This window comes from Sorangium sp. So ce295, assembly GCF_051527405.1.
Lineage (GTDB): Bacteria > Myxococcota_A > Polyangia > Polyangiales > Polyangiaceae > Sorangium > Sorangium cellulosum_B.
In genome coordinates this window covers 13,533,065-13,559,807 of sequence record NZ_CP150324.1, presented here as the reverse complement: position 1 = coordinate 13,559,807, position 26,743 = coordinate 13,533,065, and the positions used below count along the sequence as shown (strand labels likewise).

The window sequence follows — 26,743 nt, the reverse complement described above, 5'->3', positions numbered from 1 at the left end:
GCTGGGCCACCCCGCGCGACGGCGCCGCATCAGGCCTCCGGCTCCTTGCGCAGGCCGAGCAGGAAGAAGAGCGAGAACAGGAGCAGGAGCGCCATGCCGAGCGCGGCGCCGAAGGGCCAGTCGCGCGCCTGACCGAACTGGTTCTGGATGACGTTGCCGATCATCGGCACGCGCGATCCCCCCATGAGATCCGTGATCGCGAACATCCCGAGCGCCGGGATGAACACGAGCAGGACGCCCGCGAGGATGCCCGGGCGGGTGAGCGGGACGATGACGTGCGAGAACGCGGACACGGGCCCCGCGCCGAGATCGAACGCCGCCTCGATCAGGGCGTTGTCGAGCTTCTCGACGCTCCCGTAGATGGGCAGGATCATGAACGGCAAATACGAGTAGACGAGGCCGATGACCACCGCCGTCGGCGTGTACATGATGTCGAGGGGGGTCGAGATGATCCGCAGGTAGAGGAGGAGCCCGTTGAGGAGCCCCTCCGATTTGAGGATCGACATCCACGCATAGGTCCGGATGAGGAAGCTCGTCCAGAAGGGCACCATCACCAGCATGAGCAGCCGGTTCCGGACGCCCTCCCTCGCCCGCCCGATGAAGTACGCCACCGGATAGCCCGCGACGAGGCAGATCGCCGTGGTGATGGCGGCGTACTTGATCGAGCTCAGCAGGATCTTGAGGTAGGTCGGGTCGAAGACCCGGGCGTAGCTCGACAGCGAGAGCTCGAAGACCACCTGCCCGAGCTCGTCCCGCTCGCAGAAGCTGTAGACGAACATGATCGCGGTGGGCGCCACGACGAAGGCGAAGAGCCAGAGCAGGAGCGGGGCGAGCAGCAGCCACCCGCGGACGCCCGGCCTCCGCCGGGCGCCCTGGAGCTCGACGACCTGCCCGGTGGCCGTGTTCATGACGCCCCGCCGCTCACTGCGACGCCTTGAGGTCGGTCACCAGCTTGTCCACGTCCGCGGCCACCTTGCCGATGTCGTGGAACGTCTCCATCCCCGCGAGCGGCGGGTAGCTCGCCGGGTTCGCGAGCTGCTCCGGCGTGAGCAGCTTGCGCGCCTCCGCGTTGGGGTTCGTGTAAGGGAACTTGTCCGAGATGAGCTTGCTGACCTCGGGGCGGAGGATGTAGTTCATGAACATCTCCGCGCCGATCTTGTTCTGGGCGCTGTCGGGGATCACCAGGCTGTCGATCGCCTTGTGTGTCCCCTCCTGCGGCAGGACGAACTGGAACTTGTCCTTGTCCTCCTGGTAGAGCAGGGCCGCCTCCCCGCTCCAGACGACGCCGATGTCGACGTCGCCGTTGAGCAGCGCCGTCTTCGGGCTGTCGGAGTCGAACACCTTCACGAGCTTGATCCACTCCGCCAGGGTCGGCTTGATCTTCGCGAGGTTCTCCGGCGTCACGTCGTTGGCGTTCATCCCCATCGTCACCATGACCCAGGAGACCATCTCCCGGTTGTCGTTCAGGGCCACGATGCGCCCCTTGTACTTCGGCTGGAACACGTCCTTGAAGCCCTTCACGGGCTCCTTCACCTTCTGGGTGTTGACGACGATGCCCACGACCGTGGCCATCCACGGGACCGAGTACTTGAGCTCCGGATCGTGCGGCTGGTTCCTGAACGCGGGCGCGATGTTCTTCAGGTTCGGGATGCGCGATGGATCGAGCAGCTGCAGCTTCTTCTGCCGGATGAGCGCCTCGACCGCGTACTCCGACGGCTGGATGAGGTCGTACCGGGTGCCCCCCGCGAGGAGCTTCGACAGCATCTCCTCGTTCGAGGCGAAGGTCTCGTAGTTGACCTTGATCCCCGTCTCCTTCGTGAAGCCGTCCAGGACCTCCTGCGGGACGTACTCGGACCACCCGAAGAGGTTGAGCTCGTTACCCGGCTTCGGCTCGGGCGCCGGGGCGCTCCCCGAGGCGGCCGCCTGCTGCGGCGCCGGGCTCTCCTTCTTCCCGCAGCCGAGGAGGCAGAGGAGCGGGACGTACATCAGTATCAAGAGCGCTGAGATGCGTTTCATTGGCCTTTTCCTTGTCTCGCCTGCGCCGTCGCAGGCCCCCGCGTTCGCGCCGCGCGCCGCTCCCCTTCAGCCCTCGTCGGGGAGCCGCCTCGCGGTGCCCTTCAGCGACTCGGCGATCACGACGAGCATCGCAGTCGCCACGATGAACACCGTCGAGATCGTGTTCAGCATCGGGTTCAGACCGACCTTCGCCATGCCGAACACCTTGATCGGCAAGGTCTCGGACTTGGGCCCGCGGGTGAAGTAGGTGACGATGAGCTCGTCCATCGACAGCGTGAACGACATCAGCGCACCGGAGATGATCGCGGGCAGAAGGTAAGGCACCAGGATCAGGAAGAACGCCTTGAGCGGCGTCGCCCCGAGGTCCAGGGCGGCCTCCTCGAGCGACGGATCGAGCCCCGCGAGCCGCGCCTGGACGGCGATCAGCACGAACGGGAAACAGAAGGTGACGTGCGAGATGATGACCGTCGTGAAGCCGAGATCGAGCTGCACCGTCTTGAAGAAGATGAGCAGGCTGATCCCCATGATGATCTCCGGGATGATCATGGGAATGAAGATCAGCGTCGTGATCGACCGGAGCGCGGGGAACCTGTAGCGGTAGAGCAGGAAGGCGCCCGCCGTGCCGAGGGCGACCGAGAACGCCGTCGTGATCGCGGCGATGATCACGCTGTTGCTCAGCGACTCGATGAGCGGCGACCGCCGCTCGTCGCCCAGGTGGGCGACGAGCTCATCGAAGAGCTGCCGATACCATTTGAAGGTGAACCCCTCCCACACCACGCTCATCCGCGAGTCGTTGAACGAGTAGGCGACGAGGAGCAGGATCGGCAGATACAGGTAGAGGAGGACGAGCCCGCTCCAGCCGCCAAGGAGCCAATTCGACAGCTTGATGCCCGACATCGTCCGGAGTCGCATGCGGCGGCCTCGCGATCCGACAGGATCGCCGCGCGAGCTTATCGCTTGCAGAACGCCGCGCGCAACACATTGCCGAGTGGAGAGGAAGGGCGCGACGCGGGTGATCGCGGCCACGCTGGCTGTCGTTCGCGAGGGCGCGCCTGCACCGGCCGCACGCCCGCACGCCCGACCGAGCGCGCCCTCGCCGCGCGCGCTGCTCGCGCGCAGCATGCGGCGGGCGCGCGCTGCTCGCGGCATGCAAGCGCGCGCGGCGGCTCCTTCCGTAGAAGCCCTTGACACCGCACTCTCCTCCGCTTACCGGCCCTGCATGACCGGGTCGTCGCGCCGCCCTTCAGGTGAGGTCCCGTGAGCACCTCCCGCATCTGGACGATCGAAGAAGCGAACGCGCTCGTCCCGCGGCTCTCGGAGAGGATCGGCCGGCAGCTCGCCCTGGCGAGCGATATCGAGCGCTGCTGGCAGGAGCTCGTGCAGGCCGTGCAGAGCCCGGCCGCGACGCCCGATCAGCTCATCGAGATGGCGCGCAACGGCAGCGAGCAGGCGCGGGCCCGCGAGCGCGAGCTCTCGGAGAAGATCGCCGCGTACGAGTCCGGGTGGCAGGAGATCGAGGAGCTCGGGGTCGTCGTGAAGGACCAGCGGATCGGCCTCTGCGACTTCTACGGGCGCCTCGACGGCGCCCTCGTCTGGCTCTGCTGGCGCTACGGCGAGCCGGCCGTAGAGCACTTCCACGGGCTCGAGGCCGGCTACGCCGGGCGCAAGCCGATCACCGCCGAGAGGCGCCGGCAGCTGCTTAACTGACGAGGTCCCAGTGATCGATCGGAAGAGAGCGGCGTGGGCGATCGAGGAGTTCCTCCGCGCCCTCGGGCGCGACGTCGAGGGGGACCTCGCGGGCACGGGCGAGCGGGTCGCCGACGCGTGGGCCGACGACCTGATCGAAGGCGAGGCCATCGACGCGGCCGCGGTGCTCCGCGAGGGCGCCATGGAGACAGGCCCCTTCGAGCGCGGCCTCGTCATCGCCCGCGACCTCGCCGTGACCACGATGTGCCCGCACCACCTGCTGCCGGGGCACGGCACCGGCATCATCGTCTACCTGCCGGGCGCGCGGGTCGCCGGCATCGGGACGCTCGCGCACGTCCTCGACGCGCTCGCGCGGCGGCTGACCTTGCAGGAGCGCATCGGCGGGCAGCTCGTCGAGCTCCTGGTCCGCGAGCTCGGCGCGCGCGGCGCGCTGTGCAAGCTCACGCTGACGCACACGTGCCTCATCGCCCGCGGCGAGCGCAAGGCGGGCGCCCTCATCGAGACCGTCGCCGCCGCCGGCGAGCTCGCCGAGCCAGGCCCCGAGCGCGATCTCGCCCTCGCCGCGCTCTCCGGGGGGAGGGCGTGACCGACGTCGCGGTCGTCACCGGGCCGAGCCGCGGGATCGGCCGGGCGACGGCGCTCGCGCTCGCGCGGCGCGGCCTCTCCATCGCGCTGCTCGGCCCGCCGAGCCCGCGCCTCGACGAGGTCACCGACGAGGTCCGCCGCCTCGACGTCGCCGCGCTCCCGGTCCCCTGCGACGTCGCCTCCGAGGAGCAGGTGGCGCGCGCCTCCGCCGAGGTGGTGGCGTGGCTCGGCGCGCCCCGCGTCGTCGTGAACAACGCCGGCATCGTGAGCCGCGGCGCGAAGGTCCACGAGACCGCGCCCGCCGCCTGGGACGAGGTGATCGCGGTCAACCTCCGCGGCCCCTTCCTCATCTCGCGCGCGTTCCTCCCGGCCATGCTGAAGCAGGGGCGCGGCCGCCTCGTCCACGTCGGCAGCATCTCCTCGACCCTCGCGTGCCCCGGCAACGCCTCGTACGCCGCGTCCAAGTGGGGCCTCATCGGCCTCTCGAAGAGCCTGGCCGAGGAGCTGCGCGGGACGGGGCTCCAGTCCATCGCCGTGCTCCCCGGCTCGGTCGACACCGACATGCTCGTCGGGAGCGGGTTTCCCCCGCAGATGAGCGCCGACGAGGTGGCGCGGCTCCTCGTGTACGCCGCGCTCGACGCCCCCGACGCCGTCACCGGCTCGGCCATCGAGATGTTCGGCTGACGGCGCGCCGCGCTCGCCTCCGCGGAACGCGCGCCAGAACGCGGGCCGGCGACGGCGGACCGCCGAGCCCGGTGTGCATGTACGTGGCGCCGCCACACCCGACCCCCCGCGTGCTACCCTGCGGCCCGTGGACACGACGCCTCCGCGCCCGGGCGACCTCAGTGGGGCATTGCCCGAGCTGCCGCTGTTCCCGCTGCCGCAGACGGTGCTCTTCCCCGGCGCCCTGCTGCCGCTCCACATCTTCGAGCCGCGCTACCGGGCGCTCGTGCGCGACGCCCTCGGGACGCACCGCATCCTCTCCGTCGTCCTCATCACGGACCCCCGCGCGGTCGACGCGCACGGCCACCCGGCCATCGCGCAGGTGGCCGGCGCCGGCGAGATCATCGATCACGCCGAGCTGCCCGGGGGCCGCTACAACATCATGCTGCGGGGCCGCGCCCGGGTCCGCCTGGCGGAGCGCCCGTTCGTGCCGCCGTACCGCACGGCCGCGGCGACGGTCCTCGAGGACGAGCCCGGGGAGGTCTCGGCCCAGGATCACGCCGCGCTCATCTCCACCGCGGCCTCGTTCGCGGCGCTCGTCCGGGATCGGGACAGCAATTTCGAGTTCCGGCTGCCGCGCGACGCGGCCACGTCGCTCGTCGCGGATCTCTGCGCCCACCACCTCATCCTCGACGCGCGGGAGCGGCAGGCGGTGCTGGAGACCCTCGACGTCGTCGCGCGGGTGCGCCGCGTGACCGAGGCGCTCGCGCTCCAGCAGCTCGCGCTCGCCTCGGCGGCGCGCGACGTCAACTGAGACCCGAAGCGCCGGCCTGCCCGCATGGGCCGGCGCGGCGCACCTGAACACGGGTCCAGAAGGGGCTCCGGGGCGGATGCGGTCGTCCCAAGATCGAGTAGGCTGCGCCGCCTATGGCGACCTCTCGTTCAACGGAACCCTCGGCCCCGATCATCGTCAAGCACCCGGGGTGTCCCCAATGGGGACTCGGATACCTCGTCGAGGAGCGCGACGAAAAGCGCTTCTACGATTTCGAGGATGGCCTCAATCACTCCATCGCCAAGGCTTTCTGGTCGAAGCTGGAGCCGGTGCAGCTCGGCGACGACGAGGCGAGCGCGCTCGAGGCCAGGATCCGCGGTCTCCGTGACCGGCCGTCGGCCGCCGCCAAGAAGCAGCGCGCCCGCGTCGTCGCGCCGCCGGTCACGAGCTTCGACGAGCAGGTCGCGAGCTTCGAGTCGCAGTTCGAGGGTGGGTTCGGGGGTCCGCAGTTCATCGCCGAGGAACGAGGCGCCGCCGGGGGCGAGGGGGCCGAGGGTCCGGCGAGCGTGGGGAAGAAGAAGAGCAAGGCCTTCAAGCAAGGCGCCATCGAGACCGCGCGCGCGCTCCTCGCCAAGGGCGAGCTCGAGGCGCTGCTCGCGGCGGGCAACCTGAACGATTTCATGGAGCGCATCACCAAGGTCCACAAGGCCGCGACCGGCCTCCTGCACCCCCTCGGCGATCTCATCCCCTTCAACAAGATGCCGGCCGAGCACCACCGCGCCTACGCCGAGGCGGTCGTGGATCTCCTCTATGGCGCGGGCGATTACGCCGCGCGCTTCGACCGGCTGGCCGGCGTGCTCGCCGCGGCCAAGGTCGTCACGTGGCCGCTCGTCACGATCCTCGGCGCGCTCGTCTACCCGGGCGAGCACGTCTTCGTGAAGCCCTCCTTCTACGAGAAGCAGGCCGCCGTGCTCGGCTTCAATCTCGCCTACGATCGCGCGCCGAGCGCCGAGGGGTATGCCCGGATGCAATCGCTGGCGCGCGAGCTCGAGCGGCGCCTGCGCGAGCGCGGCCTCGCCCCGCGCGATCTGATGGACGTCTACGCGTTCCTCTGGCGCACGATCTCCCCGTCCAAGCCGGCCACGAAGTCCTGACATCCCGCGTCAGGCCGCCCTGCGCGACGTCGTGCGACGCCGCGTTGGGCGGTCCCCGACGCCGCGAGGCGGCGCGGGCGCAGCCGGCGGCCCTCGACCCTCGACGCGCGGCGCTGGCCCGCCTATGCGACCTTCCCAAGGAGGGTCTCGCATGAAGGCTGCCGTGCTCGAAGCCGTGAAGAAGATCGCCGTTCGCCATGACGTCGCCCCGCCGCAGATCGGCCCGCGCGACGTCCTCGTCCGCGCGAAGGCGTGCGGCATCTGCGGCACCGACGTGCACATCTGGGAGGGCGATTTCTTCCCGACCTTCCCGCTGATCCCCGGGCACGAGCTCGCCGGCGAGGTGGCGGCGGTGGGCGACGAGGTCGAGGGCCTCCGGCCCGGCGATCGGGTGATGGTCGACCCGACGGTGACCTGCGAAGAGTGCCACTTCTGCATGATCAACCGGCAGAACCACTGCCTGAAGTGGAACGCGGTCGGCGTGACGCGCGACGGCGGCTTCGCCGAGCTCGTCCGGGTCCCCGCGAAGAACTGTTATCGCTTCGAGCGCGTCTCGTTCAGCGAGGCCGCCTTCTGCGAGCCGCTCGCGTGCGTCGTCTTCGGGCAGGATCGCGCGCGCATCGAGATCGGCTCGGAGGTCCTCGTCCTCGGCGCCGGCCCGATCGGCCAGCTCCACCTCCAGGCGAGCCTCGCGAACGGCGCCGCCGCGGTCACCGTCATCGACGTCGTCGAGTCGAAGCTCGACCTCGCCCGCCAGCACGGCGCCACCGAGGTGGTGCTCGCCGACAACGCGCTCCAGGCGAAGCTCAAGAAGATCGCGCCCTACGGCTTCGACGTCGTGATCGACGCGACGGGCATCGCCCGGGTGCTCGGCGACTCGGTCCAGTACGTCAAGAACGGCGGCCGGTACCTCGTGTTCGGCGTGTGTGGACCGCAGGACAAGGTGGAGATCTCGCCGTTCGAGATCTACCGGCGCGATCTCGAGATCATCGGCAGCTTCGCGATCCGGCGGACGTACGACCGGGCATTCAAGCTGATGGAGCGCGGCGCGGTCGACGTAAGGAAGCTCCTCTCCGAGGCGATGCCGGTCGAGGAGCTCCCGCGCGGCCTCGAGATGATGAAGAAGGGCACCGCGCCCATGAAGCTCCAGGTCGTGTTCTAGCCGCGCGGCCTTCGCGCTCACAAAGCTTACGATTTTCTCGATTAGTTAAGAGTCGTTACGAAGATCACCGAAGTAGACGAAACTGCAAAAAGGACGCTTTCCATGGCCATCGTGATCGGAATCGACGTCGGGACCAGCGGCCTCAAGGCCATCGCAGTCGAAACGGAGCGCGGCGCGGCGGTCGCGTCGGCGCACCGCGAATACCCGCTCTCCACGCCGCACGCCGGGTGGGCCGAGCAGGATCCCGAGGACTTCGCCGCGGCGGCGCTGAGCGCCCTCGGCGAGCTCGCCCGCGCCCTCGGCCCGCGCCGCGACGACGTGCGCGCGATCGGGCTGACGGGGCAGATGCACTCGGCGGTCTTGCTGGACGAGGCGCAGGCGGTCATCCGGCCTGCGATCCTGTGGTGCGACACGCGCACCACGGCCGAGTGTGAGGCCATCCGCGCGAACCCGAAGGTCGGCGACGCGGGGCTCGCGCGCCTCGTCGGCAACCGCGCGCTCGAGGGGTTCACGCTGCCGAAGCTGCTCTGGCTGCGGGCGAACGAGCCCGAGGCGTTCGCCCGCGTCCGCGCGGTGCTCATGCCGAAGGATTTCGTAGGCTTGCGGCTGACGGGCGAGCTCGGGACGGACGACAGCGACGCGAGCGGCACGCTGGCGTTCTCGCCCGGGGATCGCTCGTTCAGCGCCGAGCTCCTCTCGGCGGTCGGCGTCCCGCGCGCGGTGTTCCCGCGGTCGGCGCCCTCGAACGCGCCGCTCGGCCAGCTGAAGGCCGAGGTCGCGGCCGCGACGGGGCTGCCGGCGGGCATCCCCGTCGTGCGGGGCGCCGCGGACAACGCGGCGGGCGCTGTGGGGCTCGGCATCGTGCGCCCCGGCCGGGCGATGGCGTCGGTCGGCACGAGCGGCGTGATCCTGGCGCACACCGACTCGTGGATCGTGGAGCCCGAGATGCGGCTCCACAGCTTCTGCCACGCGGTCCCGGGCCGCTTCTACCTGATGGGGGTGATGCTCGCCGCCGGCGGCGCGCTCCGCTGGTACCGCGACGTCCTCGGCGACGGGGAGCGCATGGCGGCCGAGCTCCGCAAGGTCGATCCGTACGAGATCATCTCGGACACGGCGTCGACGGCGCGCCCGGGCGCGGGCGGCGTCGTCTTCCTGCCGTACCTGATGGGCGAGCGCACGCCGCACAACGACGCGGCGGCGCGCGGCGCGTTCGTGGGGCTGAGCGCCCGCACGACGAAGGCCGACCTCTCGCGCGCGGTGCTGGAAGGCATCACGTTCGGGCTCGCGGACTCGCTGGATCTGATGCGCGGCGTGGGCCAGACGAACGGCGCGGCGGCGGTCTCGATCGACGAGATCCGCCTGACGGGCGGCGGGGCGCGCAGCCCGTTCTGGCGCCAGCTGATGGCCGACGTCTTCGAGGCGCCGGTGGCGATCACGACGTCGACCGAGGGTCCGGCCTACGGCGCGGCGCTGCTCGGCGCGGCGGGCGCGGGGCTGTTCCCGTCGGTCGAGGAGGCGGCGGACGCGTTCGTCCATGTCGTGTCCCGGGTCGCGCCGGACGCGGCGCGCTCGGCGCGGTACCGGGAGATCCACGCGGTGTACCGGGGGCTCTACAACGACCTGCGCGGGCGGTTCCGGGAGCTTGGCAGGCTGGCGTGATGGGGTGATGGGATCCGGGCGGCTATTGTCCCGGCGGACGTGAGGTCTTGCCGGGTCGCCCGGCGCCCGGAGAGGGGGTTCTCCGCGCGGGGTGGGGGCCCCGCCGAACTCGCCTGGGTCATCCCTCCTCCGGCTCCGCCGGAGGAGGGATGACCCAGGCTCAAACATCGGCCCATCCCCCACCCCGCGCGGAGAACCCCCTCTCCGGGCGCCTACCGCTCACTCGACTGATCCAACAGACATTGGCCAATCCCCCCCCGCGCGGAGACCCCCCTCTCTGGGTGCCTACCGCGGGCGCGGAGCCTGGGACGAGCTCAGACGACGCGGGTTCAAGGCGCCTTCGGCAGATAGCAGAGGCGCATCCACGGTCGCAGACTCGAGGGGAGATCGCTGGCGAAGAGCTGAATCTGCTCGCGGTCGTCCGAGCGGAGCAGGATGCCGTAATTCTCCGTCTTGCCGCGACGCCAATCCAGGACGAGCCTGGTCACGTCGAACGAGACGAGGCCACCCTCCTTTACAATGGCCTTCACGTTGCCGGTGACCGCGACCGGAATGGGATCAAACGAATCCTTTGCGAAGGAAGCCCAGGATTCGCTCTCGTCCCAGTCCCTCACCACGCGGTGCACGGAGATCGCTCCCGGCCCGCTCGTGCTCGCCACCCCCAGCCCGACGCGAGCCGTGAGGAGCGTCGCCCGCCGGGGGACCGAGGAGAGATCGAAGCGGAGCAGGGCGCGGCGGACCGCATCGGTGCCAGGCGGCGTCCCCACGAGGAGATCGACGCGCTCGCCGAAGCTCTGATCGGGCTGGTCGCTCGCGATGTACGTGTCGCGGACCTGGCCGGGAGTAACGCCGTCGCGCATGATCAGGCGGTGCTCGAGCGTGGATTCCTCGCCCGCGAGCACCTTCTCCAGGAACTCGTTGCGGACGCCAGCAAAGGCCACGCGCGCGAGCGCACCCGAGGCGTCGCAAAAATTGGATCTGGCGACGAATGAGCTCACGCCCGCGACGACCTCGACGCCATTCTGCAGGATCAGCGCTGGACCGCCGCTGTCGCCGTAGCACACGCCGCCTTGTGCGTTCGTCTGATCGACCACGATCGTGAGCGGCTCGACCTCGCTGACGCGCGCTTCGACCCTCCGGCGAATGGAGTTCTGCGCCGGGGTGCCGCCGTACCCCACGACGGTCAATGCGCTTCCGACCGTCACATCGTCCGGCGCCGACGCAAGCGGGATCGGCGTGACATCGAGATCGTCCGCGCCTCTGGCGGTCACGACACAGACATCATAGTCGTGGTTGAACAGGTTGTGACAGGGGTGAAGCCTGACCGAATCATCATCGACATCAAGCGTCATCGACGGCTCCAAGAAGTCGGGGCCGATCAGGACCTTCTTGGGAGGGGGAAAGCAGCAGTGCGCGGCGGTGAGCACGTAGACCTTGTCGCCATCGGCGCTCCGGCGAACGATGGTGCCGCTGCAGCCTCCGTCGAGGGACACCACCGCCGTGTGCGTGTTGTCCGCCCGGGCGTCGGCGCCGACGATCGCTGACCGCTCCTCCCCGCTCTCCTCGCGCGAGCCGCTCTCGGTCGGTTGCGCGCAGGCCGCCGGCAAGAGCGCGGAGATGACCAGCCGGGTCACCGTGAGCGTTCTCATGATTTGACCTCCCCCCAGACCACCAAACACTTGGCCGGCGCGCGCGACGCCATCACGCGTTCTCGACCGTTCCCGATGTTCATCCGTCCGAGAGGAATCTTGCTGGCGGTCTGGGCGCTGTCAATCGATCGTGCAGCGCTCCCGCGCTCACGCTGCAACCCGCGCCCAGCACGAACGGCGGCCCCGATCAGCTTGGAAAGCTCATTTCCACCCATCTCGCGAAGAACGAGACGGCGCGCATTCTCCAGAGATCGCCCATTTCGCATCGCGAGCGCACGGATCGACTCGGCACCACGCATAACGTGCCGTCGTCGTATCGCAGCGCGCGTCGTTCTCGTGCGCGACCGCGAGCGGGACGCGCCTTCCGGGTCGCTGGCTACCGGGGCCTCGGGCCCGTGCCGAGGATGTAGCGAATCCAGATCGGGAGCGCGGTGTCAAAGTCCGGCGGGAAGGAGTGTTGTTGCTGCTCCGCGTAGGGCTTGTGGAAGACCTCGGCGCCGAGCGCGCGCAGCCGCGCGGCGTCGCGCTCGGCGCGCCGGACGTTGCCCGGCGACTCGCCGGCGCCGACCACCACGACACAGCGGCGCTGGGCGAGCTCGGGCGAGCGCGGCACGCCGTCGAGCGAGAGCTCGGTGACGGACCCGGGAGACATGACGACGGCACCGGCGTAGTGGCGCGGATCCCGGGCCGCGATCTCGGCGGCCATCTGGCCGCCCTGCGAGAAGCCGATCAGGATCACCTGGCCGGGGGCAACGGTCACCCGGTCGCGCACCTCGGCGAGCGCCTCGTCCAGCCGCGCGCGGTCGCGCGCGGGCGACTCGGACCATACGAACTTGCGTGGTCCGCGCGGCAGGGTGCCGCTCACGGAGACGAAAGCGACCGAGAGCGCGTCGGCGGCGCGCTGGACGCTCTCGTCCACAAAATCCTCCGGCTGCGACCCCAGGCCGTGCATGCCCATCACGACCGGGATCGGCTTGCCAGTGCGATAGCCCTTCGGGAGCACCAGGAGCGTCTTCTTGATCCCGGACTGTCCCCAGTAGCGCCCGGCCCGCGCCAGGTAGGGATAGACCATCGCCCATCGCGCATCGCTGCGCAGCACCTCCAGATCGGAGTCCCGGGCTGCCCAGTCCGGGTCGACGCCCTCCTCGACCGCAGCGCGCTCCAGCCAGTGGAAGGAGGCGTCGAGCTGCCCGGCGCGGGCGTAATAACACGCCAGGTCGTATTTCCCGTCCACCCCGCCAGCCACGGCCCAGTGCTGGATCTGCGCCGCTGCCTGGTAATCGCCGTGCGCGGCAGCCCTCCGCGCTTCCATGAAGAGCCGCACGGGCTCGATCTTGCGGAGATCGTGGCCATCGCGCTGCGCGGGCGGCTCGGGCGGAGCCGGGAGCGCGAGGGGGCGCTCGGGGAGCGCGCGCTGGGGAGGCTCGGGCGGCGGCGGCTCGAAGGAGCGAAGCATGGCCTCGATGTCCGGACGCACCTTGGCCATCGCCTCCGCGGTCGGGCCGGGCCGCGAGCCCTCGGGGCCGCCCGCAGGCCGCGCGATCCACCAGGACGTCAGGCCGACTGCTCCCGCGACGACGAGGGCGATCAGCGCGATCCTGGCATTCCCTGGGCGCGGCAGCGCTCCGGACGGCATGCCAGAGCGTTCACGGGGCGAGCTCTTCATGCGGGGCGGGGCCAACGTGACCCCATGCTACACCGCGGCGCGCAGTGCGCGAGATTCAAGCGAGCGGCGTGGCCGCCGCGCGCAAAGGCGCAAAGGCGCAAGGAGAAGACTCTCTTTTGCCTACGCCGCCCGCACCCAGCCGCGCGACGTCTCCTCGAAATGCTCGGTGCTCGCGATCCCGAAGAGGCCGCCTTCCGGCTGCCAGAAATACCGATCGATATGGATCTTCCTCCCATCGACGCGGATCACATTGAAGGCGTTCCGCTCCCCGCGCCCGCGCGTGGAGGTCGCGGTCCCGGCCTGGACGATCAGCGAGGAGTGGCCGCCGACCTCGAAGCGCTCCGCGGAGTGCCCCGTGTGGCTGAGGTGCAGGTGCCCCGACAAGATGACGTCGACACCGCAGCCCGCGACCGCCGCCATCGCCTGCCGCGCGCGCCCGACGATCGCATGCGGCGAGTTCTCCGGCAGATCGAACGGGTGGTGCGTCACCACGATCTTCGTGATCCCGGGCCCTAGATCGCACATCCTCGCCTTGATCTCCCGAATCTGCCGCGCGTTGATGCGCCCATCCTTGATGGTCAGCGAGCGCGCGGTGTTGATGCCCAGGACGGCGATCTCCGCGTCGAGGTGGAACGGCGAGAGGTCGTCCGTGATGTGGCTCCGGTACCTGTCGAGCGGGCGAAAGAACCGGTCGAACAGGTTGTAGAGCGGGACATCGTGGTTGCCAGGCACGACGATCTGCGGCGAGGGCAGCGCGTCGAGGAAGGCGCGCGCCTCGGCGAACTCGGCGTCGCGCGCCCGCTGGGTCAGATCGCCGGAGATCACGACCACGTGCGGTTCGAGCTCCCCTATCCTGTCGATCAGCGGGCGGAGGATGGCCTTGTCGACGCGGCCGAAGTGCAGATCCGACAGGTGCACGAGCGTGCGCACGGCGCCTCATCCCCCCAGCGCGGCGATACGGCCCGATCGATCCTCCTGCCGCCGCGAGCCCGCGCGGAGCTCGGACGACAGCGGCACGATGACCCGCAGCGCTGCAGGCCGCACGCGATAGCAGAGCGGCGGCGTCATCCTGAGGACCTCGCCGTCCGCGGCCACGTGGAGGCTGCGATGGGGCGCCTCCACCCGGAGCTCCGTCGTTCGTAGGATGCTGAAATCGCTCGATTGATGGATGCGCCCGACGGCCGCGCTGGCGATGAGCTTGAGCGTGGAGAGGCGGCTCTCCGCGTGCGCCACGCAGACGCCGAGCTCACCCGAACACGGCGGGCGCTGGCGGCCGATGTCCACGTCGCCAAGCTTGAAGTCGTTGTTCGCGACGAACACGAACGGCGTCTCCAGCTCGACCTCCTGCCCATCCAGGACGAGCCGGAGACGGACACGCTCGTGCCGCCGGATCCCCGAGACGGTCGACAGCGCCAGGGCTATCCACTTGTTGAGCCCACGCCGCTTCCGGAGCGCCTCGCGGGCGCGCACGATGCCCGGGTAAATGCCCAGCGTCGAGTTGTTCACGAAGACCCGGCCGTTGACCTCGCCGACATCGACCCGGACGCGCCGCCCCGCGACGAGCGTGCGCACGGCGCCCTCGAGGGTGAGCGGAACGCCGAGGTGCTTGGCAAAATGGTTCACCGTGCCGAGCGGAAGGACACCCATCGTCTTGTCCGTGCCGGCGAGCGCGGCAGCGACGGTGTTCACCGTCCCGTCGCCGCCGCCGGCCACGACGAGCTCGCAAGGCCCCCGCGCCACACGGCGGGCGAGCTCCCCGAGCTGCTGCCCCTTCTCGGCGCACAGCACCTCCGCGGCGAGGCCGCTCTCTTTCAGGAGCTCCCCGAGCCGCGCGCGCTGCGCCGCCGCGCGGTTCGACCGGGAAGAGCAGTTCAGGAGGACCGCCATGGATCGATGCTTCACCGTCTCGCTCCCGGCATGGGGCAAGGGCCCATGCCCACCCGACAGCGAGAAAGCAGATCGCGCGCCACCGCCCCACGACGAGCGGCCGCGACGCTCCGGCTCCGTCACCCGGCGCGGGGCGTGGCGGATTGCCACGCTCGCCTCGCGCCGCGCGCCATGCCAGAGCCGCCGCGCCTCAGCGCATGCCGAGCCCGCCGTCCGTCTCCATCCGAGGCCAGGTGAAGAAGAACGTGGCGCCGGCGCCCTGCTCGGACTCGACCCACACACGCCCCCCCTTGCTGAGCACGATCTTCTGGACGATCGCGAGCCCGATGCCCGTCCCCTCGATGTTGTCGCGCGCGTTCAGGGTCTGGAAGATCTCCCATACCTTCCCGTGGTATCGCGGGTCGATCCCGGGTCCGTTGTCCTTCACCGAGAACTCCCAGAGATCGCCCAGCGCCCGCCCCCGCACATCGACGCGCGCGTCGGGGCGTTCGGCATACTTCAACGCATTGCCGATCAGGTTCAGGAACACCTGCTCCAGCGGGATCCGCTCGGCGAGCAGCGTCGGCATGCCCATCGCGACCTCGATCGACGCGCCCGCAGGGACCGTGAGCAGGGCGACGACGTCCTCGAGGAGCTTCTGGACATCCACGATCTCGGGCTTGTCGCGGAGGCGTCCAGCGCGCGAGTAGCGCAAGATCCCGTCGATGAGCGCCTCCAGCCGGACCACGCGCGAGCGGAGGAGCTCCATGTACTGGCGCGTCTCCGGCGTCGCCTTGTCGACGAGATCGTCCTCGATCCACTGCGAGAGGTTCGCGATGGCGCGGAGCGGCGCCTTCAGGTCGTGGCTCGCCACGTAGGCGAAGCGGTCGAGCTCGTTGTTGCTCCGCTCGAGCGCCTGGATGAGCTGCTGCGCCTTCCGGAACAGGTGCGCGTTATCCATCGCGATGGCGGCCTGAGCCGCGAGGCCGACCACCAGCTTCTCCGCCCGCTCGGTGAAGACACCCCGCTCGGAGTGCCCGAAGAACAGCCCGCCGATGACATGCCCCGAACGGGAGACCACCGGCACGGCAAGGTAGCTGACGACAGGCAAGTGGCCCTTCGGCATCCCATGGTAAGGGGGGTTGTTCCCATAGCGCGGGTCCTTCGTGACATCGTCGAGCCGCACCACGCCCTCGCCGTTGAAGGTCGGCGCGAACACGGCCGTGTTGCGCGGCATCGGGAACCCGGAGAAGTGCTCTCGGGGCACGCCGGAGATGGTGTAGAGCATGTAGCTCTTCCCCTCGGCGTTCGTGACATTGTAGAAGAACGCGCCGAACTGGGCGCCGCTCAGGCGGGTGGCAGCGTCGGTCACCGCCTGCACGAGCTTCTCCAGATCCAGCTCGGCGGCGAGCTGCTTGCCGGCGCGATTGAGCAGCTCGAGCGTCTCCCCTTCTTCCTGGAGCCTGTCCTCCGTCTGCTTGCGCTCGGTGATGTCGAGGACGATCGTCCCCACACCCATGACGGGCCCGTCCTTCGCCCGCACAGGCGCGTAATTGACCAGCCAGGAGCGCGGTCGCTCCGACGCCCGCGTCGTCCCCGTCACCTCGGCGGTGAACGCCTCGCCCGTCTCCAGGACGCGCCGGAGATTGGCGACGATCACGTCGCTCATCTCCGGGAGCAGCTCGGGGATCGTCCTGCCGAGGTGCGCCTCGAGGGGGATCCCGTTGATGTCCGCCAGCGCCTGGTTGAGCCGCACCACGCGGAGATCGCGGTCGATCACCGCCAGCCCCGCGGTCGTGGCCTGGAAGAAGGCGTCGACCAGCGCGCGGTCCGCGGGGGACTCGTCCAGCGCAGGGCGCTCCTGATCGAGCCGCGCAGCCCCCGCCTCGCCGCACTGCAGGGGCGCCGCCGCGGGCGAGGCCGCTTCGGAGAGCTCCGCCGTTTCTTGACGCGAATCCGTGTTCTCCATGGACCTCGTGGACACAGGCTGTCCCCACGACCTTAGCGCTCGAGTGCAAACGCGACATCCGCCGTCTGTCGCCGTCTGTCGCCGTTTTTCGCCGTCTGATACCAGGCCGTTCCCCGGCGCCAGCGCTGCGATGCGGGCTCAGCAGCCAAACACGGCCGGTCGCCGGGTCCGATCGCGTCCCCCTGCGCGCCGGCGACCGCCGGCTACCTGCCGGCGACGGCTTGCCGGGCGAGACGGAAGCCCACGGCGCTGAAGCGATCCTCCGGGCGCGCAGCGAAGCGACCTGCCGCGCGGCACACCGCGGGGGGCCCGGAGCTCCACGCGCCCCCGCGGATCGAGCGGAGCCCCGGAGCCGCCGCGTCCGCTGGCTGGAGGCGCGCGATGCGGTCGACCACCGTGGGGCCGTCGGGCATCCACAGCTCGGCGCACCAGTCGCGGACGTTGCCCGCGAGGCCCCGGGCGCCGTGGGGGCCCTCGTCCGTCGGATGGTCGTCCACCGGCGCCGGGCTCGCGGGGCCGGGGCGGCCCCCCACCATGCAGGCCCACGTCGGCTCGGGCTCGTCTCCCCACGGGAAGAAGCGCCCGTCGACGCCGCGCGCGGCCTTCTCGCGCTCGAGCTCGCCGACGAGGCGCCACGGGGCGCCGGTGCGCGCCTCCAGCCAGGACGCGTAGGCGACGGCGCTGCGCCAGTCCACCGAGGCGACCGGGTGCCGCGCCTGCTCCGCGCGCGCCTCTGGGCCGAGCACGAACCGCCCGTCCCCGTCGCGCGCGAACAGCGGGATGTCCACGTTGCCGGCGATCGCGCGGGCCGCGCGCGGGCACGCCGCCGCGGCCTCCGCCTCGCGCCCGCGCGCGAGCAGATCGTTCAGGAAGGCGAGGTACTCGGCCTGCGTCACCGGATGCCGCCGCACCACGAAGCCGTCGACCCAGATCCGGCACGCCGGCAGGCCGTCGCCGGCCTGCGGGTCTCCGCCGGCCGAGAAGAAGCCCGCCGGCACGTAGACGTCCTCTTCGCCGAGCGTCTCCGAGGGCAGGAGGGGCACGACGAACGGCTCCGCGCCGCCCGGACGCACGCCGTCCCAGTGCTCGCCGCGGCCGATCTTCACGGGGTACGACGCCTCGCGGTACCCGGGCGCGCGGATCGAGAGCAGGTAGCTGCCGCGCGCCAGCGGGACCTCGCAGAGCGGCGTGTGACCGAGGAAGCCCTGGGGCTCGGCGCGAAGCCGGCGCCCCTGCTCGACATAGCGGAGCAGCCAGACCTGCGCCCCCTCGGGGTCGGTCCGCAGCGAGAGGGCCCCGGTGCCGCGGAGCAAGACGGCGTGCCGCTCGCGCGCGTGCGCCCTGAGGAACGCCTCGGCGCGCGCCGCGGCCTCGGCGTCGCGGGCCTCCTCGGCAGCCCGCAGATCGGCCAGGTGGGCGTCGGCGAGCGCCGCGTGCGCTTCGTCGAAGTCCGGGGCCTCGTTGAGCGCGGCGCGGAGCTTCTGGTGCCAGGTCGCCTCGTCCAGGGCGGCGGCGCGGTCGAGCGCGCGCGCCTCGTCCTGGAGCGCCCATCCCTGCGCCTTCTCGGCGGCGGGCGCGAACGAGTCGAGGCGCCCGAGCACCGCCTTCGCCTCGGCCCGGAGGGCCCGGGCGCGCGCGCGCAGGCCCTCGATCTGCGGCGCCAGCGCGCGCGACTCCTCGACCAGGGCGCGCGCCCGCTCGCGACGGCGGGCGCCGTCGAGGAAGCCGCGGATCTCCGCGGCGAGCACCTCGGCGCTCGCGTAACGCGAAGGCGGGTCGCGCGCCATCGCCCGCTCGCAGATCGCGATGAGATCCCGAGGGATCTGGTCAGGGCACCGGACGGCGAGCCGCTCGGGCGGCCGCTGGGCCACCTGCGCAAGGACGGCCAGCGCCGGCCCCCGGAACGGCGGCTCGCCGCAGAGGAGCTCGTACAGGACGGCCCCGAGGGCGTACACGTCGCTGGGGGGCCCGAGCTGCTCGGCCTCGCCGCGCGCCTGCTCCGGGGGCATGTAGACCGGCGTCCCCAGGACCAGGCCCACGTGCGTGTGGTGGCCGCTGTCCGGGAGCGCGTTCGCCAGCGCCCCGCGCGCGGTCGCGCGGGCGATGCCCCAGTCCATCACGAGGACCTCGCCGAACTCGCCGATCATGACGTTGTCCGGCTTGAGATCGCGGTGGAGGACGCCCTGGCCGTGCGCGTACGCGACCGCCTCGCAGACGCGGACGAAGACGTCGAGCCCGCGGCGCAGCGCCTCGGGCGAGGGGCCCGCCTCGCCCGAGGCGTGGAGCGCGCGGATCAGCGCGCTCAGCGTGCGGCCGCGGACCTCCTTCATCGTGAACCAGAGCTGGCCGGTCGGGAGCATCCCGCAGTCGTGGACGGGGACGATCCCTGGGTGCTGAAGGCACGCCGTGAGGCGCGCCTCGTCGAGGAAGCGCGCCCGGCCGTCCGCGTCGTCTTGCCCCTCGACGCGCAGCAGCTTCATGGCGAGCACGCGGCCCATCACGCGATCGCGCACGCGCCGCACCTCGCCCATGCCCCCGCGGCCGATGAGCCCGAGATCGTCGTAACGGTCCCAGGGCCACGCCGCGACCGGCGCGTGGACCGCCGGAGGCGCGGCGCTCGGGCGGCGCTCGGCCGCCGCCGACGCGTCCCCGGTCAGCCCGGGCGCGTCCCCGGCCGCCGCAGGCGCCTCCCCGCTCGGCCCCGGCGCGCCTCTCGGCGCCGCCGGCGCGTCCCGGACCACGGTCGCCGGCAGCTCTTCCGTGAGGCTGCGCGCGGCGTGCTCGGCGAGCGCCCGCTGGATCTCCGCGCATGCCGAGGGAGACAGGTGAAGCTCACCCGCCAGCTTCCTGAGGAGTGCCGCGGGATCGCTCATGGGGGCCTCGCCTTCGACGCCGTTGATGTGGTCGGCGGCAGCATCTTACGCTGCATCCATGGCGGTCTTGAAGCATGAAGCCCACGGCGTTCGCGTGACGCTCCCGGCGCGCGCGCGGGTCGGCCGGGCGCGCGACTGCGCCGTGCGCCTCCGGGACCGCTGCGCCTCCGGCGAGCACGCCGTCCTGTTCTGGGACGGGGCCCGCTGGTGGATCCGCGACCTCGGCAGCACGAACGGCACGCACGTCAGCGGCCGGCGGCTCACGTCCGCCGAGCGGGTCGCGCTCGACGCGGGGACCGAGCTCGTGTTCGGCGGCGACGCCGAGCGCTGGACCGTGGAGGAGGCCGGCGCGCCCGTCACGAGCGCGCGGGCCGAGCTCACCGGCGAGGTGCGCGCGGCGGAGGAGGGCCTGCTCGCGCTGCCGGACGCCGCCGACCCCCGGGTGACGCTCTTCGAGGATCAACACGGCGTCTGGCAGATCGAGATCGACGGGAGCACGCGCCCGGCCGTGGATCAGGAGCGCATCGAGGCCGGCGGCGCCTGGGTCCTGCGCGTCCCGCCGCAGGCGCTCGACGCCGTCGTGCCGACGACCGCGTCGAGCGCGGCGAGCCCCAAGCTGCTCGGCCTCACCGTCCTGCGCTTCGAGGTGAGCCACGACGAGGAGCACATCGCCGTCGCCCTGGTGCAAGGGGAAAAGGTCATCCAGCTCGCCGCGCGCGCCCACCACGAGCTGCTCCTCATGCTGGCGCGCTCCCGGCTGCGCGACCGGGAGGCGGGGCTGCCCCCGGCCGAGCGCGGGTGGCGCTACGTCGATGACCTGCTCGGCAAGCTGCGGCTCGACCTCCATCACCTCAACGTCAACGTCTTCCGCGCCCGCCAGCAGCTCGCGCGCGCGGGCGTGCTCGACGCCGGCTCGCTCGTCGAGCGCCGGACGACGTCGCGGCAGATCCGGCTCGGCACCGAGGCGGTCGAGGTGGTCCGGTACTGAACATCGGGCCGCGGCCGGAGCGCGCCGGCCCTCGCGCGTGACCGCCTGTCATCGACGCCGCGGCCGGGAGGATCCAGGTTTCCTCTCGTCGACGCCGGGTGAGGCCGCGCGGGTCGCGCGTCGTGAACACGCACGCGCGCGCTGCGCCGCCGCCGGAGCGCGGGCTGGGCAGGGCCTGCGCGCTGCGATCGACGCTGTCGTGATCGTCATCCCAGGAGAGAGCGCAACCATGAGCAACGATGCAGACTCAACGTTCGGTGCGCCCGCCGCCGGCGCTTCCATCTCGACGCGCAGCCCTGCGAAGGCCAAACCGGGCTCCGGCGTGCTCGACCAGATCCCGCCGGACGTGAGGCTCAGGATCTTCTCGAACGCGGATCTCGTCCGGATCGTGGCCCTCGGGAGCAACGGTGTTTCCAATGGCCAGCTCACCTTCCAGGCGCAGACGGAGTACTGGCGGTGGGCGAGCACGCTCACCTTCTCGAACACATTGACCTTCACGTCCGAGGTGATCCCGAGCTTCACGGCGCCGGCGCTCGACGCGTTCCTGGACGTCGTGAGCCCGAGCAACCAGTTCACGGCCCCCCGGAACCCGACCCAGGGCGACTGGACGCAGGGGACGCGCTCCGTCCCGGGGACCCGCACCGGGTACCTTTACCGGTTGCCGAGCCCCGACGACAGCCAGGTGAAGATGGGAGTCCTGTTCGAGAAGGACAACCAGACATCGGCCCTGATGGCGGCCGCCTGGTATGTGAAGACGCAGGCGCCGAGCAACGGCCTTGCGTTCAACAAGAAGATCTTCACGCGCACGCTGACCCGGGTGAGCGGGACGCACCCGAACGCCATCGAGGTGGGCACCTGGTATTATCTCCTGATGGGCACGCCCTGACCTAGCCCAGGGGCGAGAGGCGGCGCGGCGGGGTCGCCCCCGGGCCCTCTCGAACGCGCGCGCCGCCTCAGAGGAGCGGGGTAGAGCGCCGCTCCGGCTCGCGAAGGGGGATATGGAGCTCGCGCTGGGGAAGCGGGACGACGATCCCCTCCGCGTCGAGCCGCTCCTTGAAGTGGCGCGTGAGCTCGAGCCGCGCCGGGAAGAAGTCGGCGGGGAGGGTCCAGGCGCGGACGAGCAGGTTGACCTTCTCGTCCGCGAGCTCGACAACGTCGACCGACGGCGCCGGCTCCGGCAGCACGCGCGGCTCGTTCGAGAGGACGTCCCGCAGCGTGGCGATGGCGTGAGCGATGTCGGCGGTGGCGTTGACGCCGATCGTGAGGTCCATGCGCCGGCGCTGCGCCCGGGTGAAGTTCTGGATCTTGGCGGACCGGACCTTGGAGTTCGGCAGCGTGATCGGGACGCCATCGAAGCTCGTCAGCTTGGTCTGGAACACGTCGATGGCGTCGACGACGCCGGAGGTCCCGTCGACCTCGATCGCGTCGCCGACATCGAACGGACGGAGCACGAGCAAGACCAGCCCGGCGGCCACGTCGGACAGCGTGTCCTTGAGGGCGAGGCCGATGGTCAGACCCGCGGCGCCGAGCACGGCGAACAGGCTCTTCGTGTCCACGCCGAAGCGCTCGAGCACGGCCATGGCGGTGACCGTCAAGATGGTGAGTCGACTCACGCTGGCCAGCAGGGGGATGAGGGTCGCGTCGACCTGAGCCCATTTCTTGCCAAACGACCGCACGCTCCGCGCGGCCCAGGCCGCGGCCATCCACCCCACGATCGCGATGAACAGCGCGCTCGAGACGCCGGGCCCGTGGCTCTTCAGGAGCTCGATCGGCGTGCCCCACGTCGGAATCCCCTGCTCCACTGCGCATCCTCCTCGGCGTCGCGCGCCGCGCGCGGCGTTCGACGCCGGGGTGTCTCCGCGCGCGGCCGGCGGGAGTCAACCCGCGAACGTGACGAGGCGGCGGAGCCGCTGCGCCGCGAGCTCCACGCCGTTCACGAGCCCCCGGAGGAGGTGGGCGACGACGTCGTCCTTCGCCGCCCGCGTGGCGCGCATCGGGCGCGCCGCGAACCACGCGAGCTCGTCGGCGACCGCCTCGACAAGAGGCCTGCGCATCGAGAGCCAGCGCGCGCACCACGCGGCGAGGGGCGTGTCGCCCTCGACGGTCGCGACGTACTGGAGCAGCTCGACGAGGTCGACGCCGTGCCTCATCCCGAGGAGCGTGCCCCGGTAGGACCTCTCGGTGCTGAGCAGGTGATCGGCGAGGTGATCGCGCAAGGCCGAGAAGGCCTCGCCCACCATGCGGCCGCCCGCGCTGATGGGCAGCCCGCGCTCGCGGAGGAGCGGGCGGATCTCCGACAGCGCGGCCTCCGCGTGTGTCGAGACCGCCCGCATGGCGTGCGCCGGCGGCACATCGCCGAGGCGCTCCGCCTCGATCCGCGGATGGATCATCGCCGAGCGCTCCGTCTGAAACAGCTCCCGGACAAGGGTCGTGAGGAACTCGCGCCCTCTCCGGCTCTCTACCTGCGGCCCGGACTCGTCGCCCAGCAGGCCGCCTTCCCCATTCGTCGCTCCGTTGCTCTGAAGTTCCTGCATGGTCGCCCCCTCTCCTCTTCTCGCCGGGGCGTCAGGACCCGCTCGCGGCGCGCCGCGCTCCGGTCTTTGCCCCCGAGGTCGTCTTGCGTGAGGCCCCGCTCGCGGCGCGCCGCGCTCCGGTCTTCGCCCCCGAGGTCGTCTTGCGTGGGGCCCCCGCACCGCCGCGGCGGGCCGTGCCCTGCGCGGCGCGGGAGCGGCCGCTCGTCGACGTGGCCGAGGAGCTGCGCGAGCGAGCGCTGGACGCGGCGCTCTTCTTCGCCCTCGCCGGCGCCTTCTTCGCGGCCGTGGTCCGTCCGGCGCTCGCCGCCGCGTTCCGCTTGCGGGTCGCCGCCGCCTTCTTCGCCGCCGCGCTCCTCGCGGCGGCCGGCCGCGCCTTGGACGCGGCGCCTCCCTTGCGGCCCCCCTTTTTCGCCGGCTCCTTGTTCACTGGCTTGCCCACCCCCGATCCCGACTTCTTCCCCCCGCCGGTCATCTTGTTGACCGTCGCCCAGGCCCGCCGCTCGGCCTCTTCCTCGGAGACCCCGCGCTTCTCGTACCCCTCCTCGATGTGCTCGGCCTGCCGCTTCTGCTTGGTCGTGTAGCTCGATTTGTCGCCTCTAGGCATGGTGCCCTCCTTGCGCCTGCTCCACCTCGCGGGTCGGCAGCTTCGTCGGAAACGCCGGCTCGCCCCGTCGTGAGAGCGTGAGAATCGCGAGATCGTGCGAACGTACGAACGTGCGGGAACGTGCGAAAACATGCGGGAAGACAGACCGTGCGTGTGGCCCGGGTCCATCGAGCCGCGATGTCCGTTGCGTCGGTTGCATCGGTTGCATCGGTTGCGTCGGTTGCGCCTGTCTCGATGGACGAGCAACGGCTGTGCCGCCGGAGAGCGCGGCGCCGGCCGCTGGCGGCGCGTCCGGGCCGGGCGCCCCGTCACACGCGGTTTCCCCGCTCCGCTGGTTGCCGGGTGATGGGGGCTCGCAGCGTGGCAATCGGCCCCGGATGTCGAGGAACGCCTCGGTCGTACCGCGCGAGGAGCGCGGCGCGCCGAAGGCTCAGAGGGACTCGAGGTAGGCGACCAGATCGTCCAGCTGCGCGGAGCTCAGGCCGGAGATGTCGCCGTGATCGTCGCCTCCGCACAGCGGATCGAAGCGATCGTGGAGCGTCGCCGCGCAGCCGTCGTGCATGAACGGGGCGCGCCCGGAGATGCCGAGGAGCGAGGGCACCTGCAACCACTCGCCCTTGCCCACGTCCTCGTTCCGGTTGTTGGTGAGCATCGGGCCACCGTGGCACTCCGCGCAGCCCACCTGCTTGTCATGGAAGAGCACCTCGCCCCGCGCCACGGCGGCGTCGTCCTCGGGCGGCGACGCCGGGAAGGCCGGCAGGCTGTCGATGTAACGGGCCATCAGGTCGAGCCGCCTGGCGCCGGGCTGCTGGCCGCCCATGCGGGAGACGAACACCTCCCCCATCAGGCCCGCGAGATCCTCCAGATCACCGCTCCAGTGGAGGGGCGCTGTCTTCAGGATGCCGCCGCCCAGCGCCTGCGTCCGCCGCAGGCCCACGGGATCGAAATCCCACGTCCGCCCGTCCTCGTGCCCTTCGGGGTGGCACGACGCGCACGCCACGGCGCTCACGCCGTTCGGCGGGCGGTGGAACATCTCGTGGCCGGTGTCTCTCACGCTCTCGCCCGGAAGCGCGATGATGCGCCCGCCGAGCACCTCCAGGGCCGCCGGCTCCCGCAGCTGCACGACGATCTTGTCCTGGCCGTCGAAGGCCACGGCGACCGGCTGCCCGCTCAGCGCGTTCGCGGTGACCTCCGGGCTGCAGCCGTTCATCTCGGCGTCGCGCTCCAGATTGTCGACGGTCGCGCTCACGACGCTGCGTCTGCCGGCCGCCACGATGGCCATCCGCGCGCCGTCGGGCGTGACCGCGATGTCGACAGGCAGCGAGACATTCGGGATCGCGGCCGCGGGCAGCGAGGGGATCGATGTGTCAGGAACGTCCGCCGGGTCGATCCTGCTGACCGCGGCGTGCACGATGTTCCCGTCGCAGTCGGCAGACTGGTAATAGCCACCCGGGCTGAGGGTGACCTTCGACGACATCGCGCGCTGGTGCACCATCAGCGCACCTCCGCCGGCGAGCGGCGCCATGCGCCAGGCCACGGACGGCGCATACTCCGAGTTGGCGAACCCGTTCGAGTAGAAGACGGGGAGCGTGCGGCGCGAGAGCACCGCGCCGTCGGGGCCCACGACCAGCGTCTCCGCGGACCTGAAGCGGCTGACCAGGAGCCGGTCGCCCTCGACCACGACGTCGCGCAGGTCGGGGGCGAGGCGGAGCTTCCGGACGGCGGGGCCGCCGGAGGCCGGGAGCGTCACGAGCTCGCCGCCGGCGCAGGCGACGTGGATCGCGTCGCTCGAGGCGTCGTAGGCGACCCCGCGCGGCGCGCGGCAGACGTCTCTGCGCGCGATGACCGACCGCGCCTCGACATCGAGGGTCACCACCGCGCCGGCGCGCCGGAGCGCCACGTGGACCCGGCCGCTCGCGTCCTCGACGAGGCGCCCGGGCTCGTCGCCCGGCTCCAGCAGGACCGCCGCCGGCTCGCCGCCCTCGAGATCGACGATCCAGACGCGATCGCGGTCGGCGTCCGCCGCCACCGCCGTGCGACCGTCGCCGGCGACGATCAGCGTTCCGCCGCTGATGGCCGGCGGTGGCACCTCCGTCACCGTGATCTCCTGATCAGGGTCCTCGATATGGGCCCCGGGCACCGGGGATGGATCCCCCGGGCCGCACGCCGTGAGAGCGGACGTGAAAACGCCCGTGGACAAGAGCACTGCCACGACAAGAGAACGAGAAAGGCGCAGACGCATGGGTTCCTCCGTTCGCCGCGCGCGCGAGCTCAGCAAGAAGGATTCCAGCCAGATGTCGAGATTTGGACGGCGGCGATCCCCGCGGGCGGCGCGCCGTCCGGAGGTGGGAGCGGGAACGCGTGTTCTCGTGCGAGGCGCGAAGGGCGTCACGCGCCGCGCACGCCGGGGCGGGCGCTCGACCCTGGGGTCGCGACGGCGCCACGGAGGGCGCCGAGCAGCCGGCTGGATGGAGGCCCGAGCTCGGGAGGCCCGAGCTCGGGAGGAAGGCAGTCAGCGGTAATTGCCGTATCCCAGCTCGTGCTCGATCTTGACCAGCTTGTTGTACAGGCCAATCACGAGCAGAGATGGCGCCCACTGGCCGATGAAGTTCGCAATCTGCTTCTTGCCGGCCAGCATGCAGCCGGCCGAGACAACCATCGAGCCGATCGCCAGCCCGAGATAAGTGCCGGACGGAATCCTGCCGGTCCTCTCCTCGATCTTCGTCGTGATCTTGCCCTCTTCCTTCTGGACCATCTGCTTCTGCATCATTGGCTCGGTGGTGGTCATCGTGGCTCTCCTTCCGCAGCGCCTGGCCGGCGCTGCCGTGGCCGGCGCTGCCGTGGCCGGCGCGAGCCAGTGCGATGACCGGGCCAGA

At 71.3% G+C, this 26,743-nt stretch carries 22 protein-coding genes and 1 pseudogene; 9 read left to right on the top strand and 14 right to left on the bottom strand.

The features are described from left to right. Positions 1-29 precede the first annotated feature (29 nt). The 3 genes from WMF11_RS51280 to WMF11_RS51270 all read right to left on the bottom strand — a co-directional run bounded on the left by WMF11_RS51280 (position 30) and on the right by WMF11_RS51270 (position 2,928). Positions 30-908, bottom strand: coding sequence for an ABC transporter permease (locus WMF11_RS51280; RefSeq protein WP_437548327.1), 879 nt, complete (start codon positions 906-908; stop codon positions 30-32). 13 nt (positions 909-921) lie between these two features. After that, entirely contained in the window at positions 922-2,016 is a 1,095-nt protein-coding gene (locus tag WMF11_RS51275) for a polyamine ABC transporter substrate-binding protein (RefSeq protein ID WP_437975962.1), read from the bottom strand. 66 nt (positions 2,017-2,082) lie between these two features. Further along, positions 2,083-2,928 carry an ABC transporter permease gene (locus WMF11_RS51270; protein ID WP_437548323.1) on the bottom strand — a complete coding sequence of 282 codons (846 nt, stop codon included), beginning with the start codon at positions 2,926-2,928 and terminating at the stop codon, positions 2,083-2,085. A gap of 345 nt (positions 2,929-3,273) precedes the next feature. Here WMF11_RS51270 and WMF11_RS51265 point away from each other — a divergent pair, with 345 nt between their 5' ends. The 7 genes from WMF11_RS51265 to xylB all read left to right on the top strand — a co-directional run bounded on the left by WMF11_RS51265 (position 3,274) and on the right by xylB (position 9,718). After that, on the top strand, positions 3,274-3,723 hold the full coding sequence (locus WMF11_RS51265) for a DUF2203 domain-containing protein (protein ID WP_437906317.1): 450 nt from the start codon (positions 3,274-3,276) through the stop codon (positions 3,721-3,723). A gap of 10 nt (positions 3,724-3,733) precedes the next feature. Further along, complete coding sequence (gene folE / locus WMF11_RS51260) at positions 3,734-4,309, top strand: GTP cyclohydrolase I (RefSeq protein WP_437714828.1); 576 nt, start codon at positions 3,734-3,736, stop codon at positions 4,307-4,309. Continuing rightward, the gene (locus WMF11_RS51255; RefSeq protein ID WP_437548318.1) at positions 4,306-4,992 is read left to right on the top strand and encodes an SDR family NAD(P)-dependent oxidoreductase; all 687 of its coding nucleotides are present in this window, start codon (positions 4,306-4,308) and stop codon (positions 4,990-4,992) included. Before folE ends, WMF11_RS51255 begins: the two co-directional genes overlap by 4 nt. Positions 4,993-5,119: 127 nt before the next feature. Next, a complete protein-coding gene (locus tag WMF11_RS51250) occupies positions 5,120-5,785 on the top strand; it encodes an LON peptidase substrate-binding domain-containing protein (protein ID WP_437548317.1) in 666 nt (221 codons plus the stop codon). A gap of 113 nt (positions 5,786-5,898) precedes the next feature. Then, the gene (locus WMF11_RS51245) at positions 5,899-6,897 is read left to right on the top strand and encodes a hypothetical protein (RefSeq protein WP_437906316.1); all 999 of its coding nucleotides are present in this window, start codon (positions 5,899-5,901) and stop codon (positions 6,895-6,897) included. Between the two features lie 151 nt (positions 6,898-7,048). Continuing rightward, a complete protein-coding gene (locus WMF11_RS51240; RefSeq protein ID WP_437975961.1) occupies positions 7,049-8,059 on the top strand; it encodes a zinc-dependent alcohol dehydrogenase family protein in 1,011 nt (336 codons plus the stop codon). Between the two features lie 102 nt (positions 8,060-8,161). Next, positions 8,162-9,718 carry a xylulokinase gene (gene xylB, locus WMF11_RS51235; RefSeq protein WP_437975960.1) on the top strand — a complete coding sequence of 519 codons (1,557 nt, stop codon included), beginning with the start codon at positions 8,162-8,164 and terminating at the stop codon, positions 9,716-9,718. Between the two features lie 329 nt (positions 9,719-10,047). Here the strand turns inward: xylB and WMF11_RS51230 are convergent, their stop codons facing one another. The 6 genes from WMF11_RS51230 to WMF11_RS51205 all read right to left on the bottom strand — a co-directional run bounded on the left by WMF11_RS51230 (position 10,048) and on the right by WMF11_RS51205 (position 19,741). Then, entirely contained in the window at positions 10,048-11,367 is a 1,320-nt protein-coding gene (locus WMF11_RS51230; protein ID WP_437975959.1) for a DNRLRE domain-containing protein, read from the bottom strand. A 376-nt stretch (positions 11,368-11,743) separates the two neighbouring features. Beyond that, positions 11,744-13,003 (bottom strand): alpha/beta hydrolase, encoded by a 1,260-nt coding sequence (locus WMF11_RS51225; RefSeq protein ID WP_437975958.1) that lies wholly within the window; start codon positions 13,001-13,003, stop codon positions 11,744-11,746. Between the two features lie 150 nt (positions 13,004-13,153). After that, entirely contained in the window at positions 13,154-13,963 is an 810-nt protein-coding gene (locus WMF11_RS51220; RefSeq protein ID WP_437975957.1) for a metallophosphoesterase family protein, read from the bottom strand. Positions 13,964-13,969: 6 nt separating this feature from the next. After that, complete coding sequence (locus WMF11_RS51215) at positions 13,970-14,935, bottom strand: diacylglycerol/lipid kinase family protein (protein WP_437975956.1); 966 nt, start codon at positions 14,933-14,935, stop codon at positions 13,970-13,972. A 175-nt stretch (positions 14,936-15,110) separates the two neighbouring features. After that, a complete protein-coding gene (locus tag WMF11_RS51210; RefSeq protein WP_437975955.1) occupies positions 15,111-16,868 on the bottom strand; it encodes a sensor histidine kinase in 1,758 nt (585 codons plus the stop codon). 203 nt (positions 16,869-17,071) lie between these two features. Then, entirely contained in the window at positions 17,072-19,741 is a 2,670-nt protein-coding gene (locus WMF11_RS51205; RefSeq protein ID WP_437975954.1) for a protein kinase domain-containing protein, read from the bottom strand. Positions 19,742-19,799: 58 nt separating this feature from the next. Here WMF11_RS51205 and WMF11_RS51200 point away from each other — a divergent pair, with 58 nt between their 5' ends. Further along, positions 19,800-20,729 carry an FHA domain-containing protein gene (locus WMF11_RS51200; RefSeq protein WP_437975953.1) on the top strand — a complete coding sequence of 310 codons (930 nt, stop codon included), beginning with the start codon at positions 19,800-19,802 and terminating at the stop codon, positions 20,727-20,729. A gap of 229 nt (positions 20,730-20,958) precedes the next feature. After that, positions 20,959-21,615 (top strand): hypothetical protein, encoded by a 657-nt coding sequence (locus tag WMF11_RS51195; RefSeq protein ID WP_437975952.1) that lies wholly within the window; start codon positions 20,959-20,961, stop codon positions 21,613-21,615. A gap of 67 nt (positions 21,616-21,682) precedes the next feature. Here WMF11_RS51195 and WMF11_RS51190 read toward each other — a convergent pair whose 3' ends face one another. The 5 genes and pseudogenes from WMF11_RS51190 to WMF11_RS51170 form a co-directional block, all read right to left on the bottom strand. Then, complete coding sequence (locus WMF11_RS51190) at positions 21,683-22,531, bottom strand: mechanosensitive ion channel family protein (protein ID WP_437548297.1); 849 nt, start codon at positions 22,529-22,531, stop codon at positions 21,683-21,685. 75 nt (positions 22,532-22,606) lie between these two features. After that, positions 22,607-23,263: a hypothetical protein gene (locus tag WMF11_RS51185; RefSeq protein WP_437906307.1), complete on the bottom strand. Its 657-nt coding sequence runs from the start codon at positions 23,261-23,263 to the stop codon at positions 22,607-22,609. A gap of 301 nt (positions 23,264-23,564) precedes the next feature. Continuing rightward, a pseudogene (locus WMF11_RS51180) lies at positions 23,565-23,867 on the bottom strand (hypothetical protein); the annotation flags it as partial. Between the two features lie 430 nt (positions 23,868-24,297). Beyond that, complete coding sequence (locus WMF11_RS51175; protein WP_437906306.1) at positions 24,298-26,007, bottom strand: cytochrome-c peroxidase; 1,710 nt, start codon at positions 26,005-26,007, stop codon at positions 24,298-24,300. Positions 26,008-26,379: 372 nt separating this feature from the next. Beyond that, positions 26,380-26,655 (bottom strand): hypothetical protein, encoded by a 276-nt coding sequence (locus tag WMF11_RS51170; RefSeq protein WP_437548289.1) that lies wholly within the window; start codon positions 26,653-26,655, stop codon positions 26,380-26,382. Positions 26,656-26,743 lie beyond the last annotated feature (88 nt).